Annotated in this window: 1 pseudogene; it reads left to right on the top strand. The window is 73.2% G+C overall.

From position 1 onward, the window contains the following. Window positions 1-31: 31 nt before the first annotated feature. Window positions 32-1182, top strand: a pseudogene (locus tag WEB03_RS02100) (hypothetical protein); the annotation flags it as partial.

The raw sequence follows: 1182 nt of genomic DNA, 5'->3' as shown, positions 1-1182 counted from the left end.
CTGCGGGGACCGTTCGACGGGGAGCGTGCGGATGGTGGAGACGGGGTCGTTGCCGGCGGCGTTGGCGGCGTTGGATCGGTGGCCGGGCGGGTCGGCGTCGAGGTCGGTCGGGGAAGCGCCGCTGCCAGAGGATGGTGAGCCTCCGCGGTTCGATGCGGGCAGCGGGCTCGCTGGGCAGGAGCTGTCCTGGCTCGCGCTGTTGGAGCGGGCACGGGCCCTCGGCCCGGACGAGGCGTTGACGGGTCTGGATGATGACGCGTTGGTGGCCGAGCTGGGGGCGCAGGCCTCGCGGGTGGCTGCGGCGACGTGCCGGTACCTGCAGCTGGTCGCCGAGCTGGTGGTGCGTGGGGTGTGGGCCGATCACGGGGCCAGGACCCCGGCGCAGTGGTTGTCGTTCGAGGCGGGGGTGGGGGCGTCGACGGCGGCTGATCACGTCCGGGTGGGGCTTCGGTTGCGGGAGCTACACCTGGTGCGGGGTGCGTTCGAGGCGGGGACGGTCTCGTACACCAAGGTGCGGGCGATCACCCGGGTCGCGGTCCCGCAGGTCGAACAGTTGCTGTTGGACTGGTGCCGGTCGGCGACGGGGGCGGAGGTCGAACGGATCGTGCGAGCGTTCCGTCGGAGCTGTTCGGGCGAGATGGCGGTCCCTGACGTGCGTCGGGGGGTGCGGTCGCGGTCCAACGGGGATGGGACCACCACGGTGTCGATCACCCTGCTGGACGAGGAAGCCGCCGAACTCCTCGCCGGCGCACGACGTCTGGTCGACCTCGACCACGACGCCGACCTCACCGCGGTCCAGGCCGGAGCTTCTTCCGCGGAAGAACCGCTGGGGACCTCCGGAGCTTCTTCCGCGGAAGAAGGCGTGGAAGCCGCCGGACCGGATCGGACGGCGGCGTTGCTGGCGATGGCCGACGCCGGTCACGGCATCGAGATCCACAGCCCGACACCGGCTGATTCTTCCGCGGAAGACGGTGACGGGCCGCTCGGGCACCACCAGCGCACGGGCGGGGCACGGCTCGCGGACGCGGTCGTGCACGCGGTCGCAGCCGCGGTGGCCGCTGGCGGCACGGACACCACCGGGCTGGATCGCCACACCCTGGTGCTCCACACCCCCGCGACCGCCCTCACCGACGACGCGGGCGACGGGCGCGACGCGGACGACGCGGGCGACGCGGGCGATGC

Origin of the sequence: Nitriliruptor sp. (genome assembly GCF_040882075.1) — a bacterium.
In the GTDB taxonomy this organism is placed as follows: Bacteria; Actinomycetota; Nitriliruptoria; order Nitriliruptorales; family Nitriliruptoraceae; genus Nitriliruptor.
Note: the sequence above shows the minus strand (reverse complement) of the source record. Positions and strands in the feature narration are given on the sequence as shown.